Source organism: Candidatus Eremiobacteraceae bacterium, assembly GCA_035314825.1.
Classification (GTDB): domain Bacteria; phylum Vulcanimicrobiota; class Vulcanimicrobiia; order Eremiobacterales; family Eremiobacteraceae; genus JAFAHD01.
Genome location: DATFYX010000055.1, coordinates 1 through 5,049 on the forward strand (window position 1 = coordinate 1; position 5,049 = coordinate 5,049).

General features: G+C 66.6%; 4 protein-coding genes. 1 reads left to right on the top strand and 3 read right to left on the bottom strand.

The annotated features are described in order from the left end of the window. The first annotated feature begins 334 nt into the window (after positions 1–334). Complete coding sequence (locus VKF82_07145; protein ID HME81837.1) at positions 335–1,222, top strand: hypothetical protein; 888 nt, start codon at positions 335–337, stop codon at positions 1,220–1,222. Between the two features lies 1 nt (position 1,223). Here VKF82_07145 and VKF82_07150 read toward each other — a convergent pair whose 3' ends face one another. The 3 genes from VKF82_07150 to VKF82_07160 all read right to left on the bottom strand — a co-directional run. After that, positions 1,224–2,741 carry an amino acid permease gene (locus tag VKF82_07150; GenBank protein HME81838.1) on the bottom strand — a complete coding sequence of 506 codons (1,518 nt, stop codon included), beginning with the start codon at positions 2,739–2,741 and terminating at the stop codon, positions 1,224–1,226. Positions 2,742–2,760: 19 nt separating this feature from the next. Then, on the bottom strand, positions 2,761–4,200 hold the full coding sequence (locus VKF82_07155; protein ID HME81839.1) for an aldehyde dehydrogenase family protein: 1,440 nt from the start codon (positions 4,198–4,200) through the stop codon (positions 2,761–2,763). Between the two features lie 2 nt (positions 4,201–4,202). Continuing rightward, positions 4,203–5,049, bottom strand: an 847-nt coding sequence (locus tag VKF82_07160) for an aldehyde dehydrogenase family protein (protein ID HME81840.1), incomplete at its 5' end; no start/stop codon positions are given.

Genomic DNA, 5,049 nt, shown 5'->3' on the forward strand with positions numbered 1-5,049 from the left:
CGGATTGCGCCTTGGCCCAGCAGGCGCTAAGGATGTCGTGATAGAGGCGGTCGGCGACCGCGAGCCGGGTGCTCGGGGCCAGCGGCAACGCGGCGCGCACGCGGTCGACGTAATCGTTGATGATCTCGGTGGCTTCGGGTGCGACGTTCATAGATATCCTCTTGTGTAGCAGCGGGTTCTTTGAACCCGCACGGGCGCGTTCTAGAGAACGCGCTACTACATACCTGTTCGTGAGGGTATGGTTTCAAAGCCTCGTCGTCGGGAACAGGCCGCCCTGCGCGGAGCTCGCCGGCGCCGCGAGGCCCACGGCGGCGGCGCGGTGAAGCGCCATCGTATGTCCTCGTCCTCGCTCAACGTCAATGTCGCCTGCTTGGCCTGCGACGGAACCCGGCCATGCGCCGACTGCCGCGCTGCGGGCCGCGCGCTCGCTGCGTGCGGCCACCGCGTCCATCATTCATCCCGCTATGCGACGCTGCGCGCCGCAGCGGATGGCACCTACGGATTCTCCGCGTGTGTCCTGCCGCTGCGCGCAGGCGAGCGCAGCGTCGCGGACGCGATCGTCGCGCTGCTCGCCGACGCGCGAGTCGCGATCGCAGCGGAGGATGCGGCGACGCTTTCGGCGCGCGTGCCTTCAAACGTGGTGGTCTTTCCGCGCAGCGACTATCTCGCCGGCAAACTGCCGCAGGCGTGGCTCGACATGCTGAACGGCTCGCCCCCCGCGGACATGGAGCGGTCGAGTTTACTCGACCGACCACCGGCGTCGGGCAGAGACCCAGCCCGATCGGTTCGGTCCGATGCGACGCGCCGGCTACGCGCGATTTCCCGACCGCTCGTGCAGCAGCAGCCGGCGGACGCGACAGCGCTGCTCGCAGACGAACTCGCCTGGTATCGCGCCAGCGACATAGGATTCGGCGTGCTAGCCGTATCGGTCCCCGGCGAAGCGGCGGAAGCGACCGCGCAGGCGTTGTCAGGTCTGTTGCGCGACGGTGATGAGGTCTGCGTCACCGCGCGCGGCTGTATCGCGATTCTCGCGGGTGCCGATAGCGCGCACGTACGCCGCGTCGCATCGCGGCTCACGACGGCGTTACGAAAACGCACCGGCGGCGCCGGCAAACCATCGCTCGGAGCCGCATTGTGTCCTGACGACGGCATCACCGCGAATGCGCTGCTCGCCGCGGCGCACGCGCGGCTTTCGATGTCAAGCCGAAAACGGGGCGAGTGACCTAAGTAACGGGGTCCGCCTCGACCGCGGCCGGCACGTCCGCCGGGGGCGGCGGGTTGCGCAGCAAGCTGTGGCGATAGCCGTAGACCGCGTAGACGACCACGCCGATCAGGAACCAAACGACGAAGCGTATCCATGTCGCGGCCGGAAGCGCTATCATCATCCACAGGCACGAGAGGCACCCCAGCACCGACATCGCGAGTCCGAATGGCGCCTTGAACGGGCGATGCGCGTGCGGCGCGACGAAGCGCAGCACGAACACGCCGATGCTGACGATCACGAACGCCGACAGCGTGCCGATGTTCACCAGCTCGAGCAGCTTCTCGAGCGGCACGATGAGCGCCAGGAACGCGACGATCACGCCGGTGATCACCGTCATGCGCGCGGGCGTGCGGAAACGTGGATGGATCGCCGCAAAGGCAGGTGGCAGCATGCGGTCGCGCGCCATCACGTAGAAGATGCGCGTCTGGCCCAGCAGGGACGTGACCATGACGCTGGTCGTGCCGGCGATCGCGCCGGCGGTCACGGCCGCCACGAAGAAGTGGTTGTTGCCCGCGAGCCGCACGGCTTGGCCCATCGCCGAGTTGACGTCGACGTGCTGCCATGGGACGACCCCGACCGTGAACACCGAGATCAGTATGTAGAGGATGCCGCCGATCAGCAGCGAGCCGATGACGCCGATCGGCACGTCGCGTTGCGGGTTGCGCGACTCTTCGGCGGCGACCGTCACGGTGTCGAAGCCGATGTAGGCGAAGAACACGAGCGCCGCGCTGCGCACGATCGCGTGGAAGCCGTTGGGCGCGAACGGCGTGAAGTTGGCCGGATGCAGTGCCGAAAAACACGCGATGAAGAAGATGATGAATGCGGCGACCTGCACCCAGACGAAGATCGCGTTGGCGCCCGCCGACTCTTTGATGCCGATCGCCAGAAGCAGGCTGATCAGCAGCACGACCACCGCGGCGATGATGTCATAATGTGACGCTGCGAGGTCGACGTGCAGCGCTCCGAAGTGCCACGAGCCGATCGCCGCGGGCGTCCACGAAGTCGCGAGCTGCGCGCTCTGCATCCACGCGGGCAGCGAGATGTTGATGCTCTGCAGACCTTCTTGCACGTAGCCGGAGAACGACGACGCCACCGGCGCGGCCGAGATCCCGTACTCGAGGATCAGGTCCCAGCCGATGATCCACGCGATGAATTCGCCGAGCGTCGCGTACGCGTAGGTGTATGCGCTGCCCGCGACCGGCACCATCGAGGCGAACTCCGCGTAGCACAGGGCCACGAAGACGCAGGCGGCACCGGAGAACACAAACGCCAGGATGACACCAGGACCTGCGGCCTGCGCACCCGATCCCATCGTGGTGAAGATGCCGCCGAGCATCGTTCCGAGTCCGATGCCGATGAGTGCAGGCACGCCGAGCACGCGGCGCAGAGTCGGACGGCCTTCTTCTTCCGGCCGCACACGCGAAAGCGGCTGAACCGCCATCAGCCGCTGGAGGATCGAGCGCCGCGGCGCCTGCATCAGCGCCGGATCACCGGTATCACCGGTACTTCACGACCAGGGTCTTCAGCTCGGTCATCTCATCCATCGCGTAGCGGACGCCTTCGCGTCCGAAACCGCTGTCCTTGACCCCGCCGTACGCGAAGTTGTCAACGCGCAGCGTCGGATAGTCGTTGGCGATCACGCCGCCCACTTGCAGCTCTTCGAATGCTTTCGCGATGATGCGCACGTCGAACGTGAACACGCCCGCCTGCAGCCCGTAGCGCGTCTCGTTGACGCGCGCGAACGCCTCGTCGATGGAATCCACCGGACTGAGCGTGGCCACCGGTCCGAACACCTCTTCGGCTTCGACTTTCATCGAGGGCTTGGTCTGCGTGAGGATCGTCGGCTCGATGACGTTGCCGTGGCGCACGCCGCCGGAGACCAGGGTTGCGCCCGCGCTCACCGCTTCGCCGATCCACGATTCGACGCGGTCCGCGCTCGCGGTATCGATGAGCGGACCCACTACGGTCGCCGCCTGCGCGGGGTCGCCGACGCCCAACGCCTTGGTCTCCTCGCGATATAGCTGCGCAAAGCGATCGTACACGGGCCGTTCGACGAAGATGCGCTGCACCTTGATGCACACCTGGCCCGACTGCGCGAATGAGCCGAGGGCACAACGTTTCGCCGCCCACGCCAGATCCGCGTCGGCCGCGACGACCGCGCCCGCGTTGCCGCCGAGCTCGAGCACGACCTTCTTCTTGCCGGCGATGCTCTTGAGATGCCAGCCGGCTTTGGCAGAGCCGGTGAACGAGAGCATGGCGATGCGCTCGTCGGTGGCGAGACGTTCTGCGACCGGGATCGGCGCGTGCACCACGGAGAGCGCGTCGGGCGGCAGGCCTGCGTCGAAGCACACGTCAGCCAGCATGAGGGCTGACAGCGGCGCTTGCGGCGGCGGCTTGAGCACGACCGTGTTCCCTACCGCGAACGCCGGCGCGAGCTTGTGCGCGACCAAGTTGAGCGGGAAGTTGAACGGCGCGATCGCCGCCACCACGCCGATCGGAAAACGCTGCACGATCGAGGTGTACCCGACCGTCGCCGCCGAGAGGTCCAACGGCAGCACCTCGCCGCCGGTGCGCGTCGACTCTTCTGCCGCAAGCGTGAACGTGGTGACCGCGCGGTCGACTTCGACGCCGCTGTACGTGCGCGGCTTGCCGGATTCGGCGATCATGAGCTCGATGAACGCGTCGCGCCCCTCGCGCAGGCGCGCAGCGATGCCGAGCAGCAGCTCTTTGCGTTTGTAGCGCGGCCATGCCCGAAAGCCGGCAAACGCGCGCACCGCGGCTGCGATCGCATCGTCGAGATCGGCGTCGGTGGCGACGCCGATGGTGGCGACCGTCGAGCCGTCGTACGGATTGATGATCGGCTGTGCGCTTGCCGTGCGACGGCGCTCGCCCGCGATCGGCAGCGCGTGGTGCGTCACCCCGGTGACCGTCGCCATCGCTACCTGTCTTTGTCCGCGAACCAGCCGCTGGGCTCGACCGCCAGGTTGATGTTGATCTGCTTCACTTCCGTGTACTGGTCGTAGCCGTACGTGCCCAGCTCGCGCCCGATGCCGGATTGCTTGTATCCGCCCCACGGCGCTTCGTTATAGGTCGGGTGATAGGTGTTGATCCAGGTGATGCCCGCGCGCAGCTTCCTGATGACGCGGTGCGCTTTTGCGATGTCGTTGGTGAAGACCGCGCCGGCCAACCCGTAGACGGTGTCGTTGGCGAGCTTGACCGCTTCGGCTTCGTCTTTGAAGCGCTGCACCACGAGCACGGGTCCGAAGATCTCCTCCTTGACGATGCGCATGTCCGGCGTGGTGTTCGTGAAGATCGTCGGCTCGACGAAGTTGCCTTTCTGGCTGAGCTCGCCGGGCGGCCGCTTGCCGCCGGTCTCGAGCTTGGCGCCCTCCTCGATGCCGGTTTTGATGTACGCTTCGACTTTCTCGGTGTGCGCGCGGCTGATGAGCGGACCCATCTCGGTCTTCGGATCGAAGCCGTCGCCGATCGAGATCCGGCGCGCGCGTTCCACCAGGCGTTTGACGAACTTGTCGTGGATCGAGTCTTCGACCAGGAGGCGCGAACCCGCCGAACACACCTGCCCCGCATTGGCGAAGATCCCGAACAGCGCGTAGTCGACTGCGGTGTCGAAGTCGGCGTCTGCGAACACGATGTTCGGCGACTTGCCTCCGAGCTCGAGCGAGATCTTCTTCAGGTTGCCGGTGGCGGCTTGCATGATCGAGCGGCCCGTCTTGGTGCCGCCGGTGAATGCGATCTTGTCGACGTCCGGGCTCTCCGCGATCGCC

Bases quoted from the DNA above. Each gene is read 5' to 3' on its own strand.
- VKF82_07145 (HME81837.1), top strand. From the start codon at position 335: ATGTCCTCGTCCTCGCTCAACGTCAATGTCGCCTGCTTGGCCTGCGAC.
- VKF82_07150 (HME81838.1), bottom strand. From the start codon at position 2,741: ATGCAGGCGCCGCGGCGCTCGATCCTCCAGCGGCTGATGGCGGTTCAG.
- VKF82_07155 (HME81839.1), bottom strand. From the start codon at position 4,200: ATGGCGACGGTCACCGGGGTGACGCACCACGCGCTGCCGATCGCGGGC.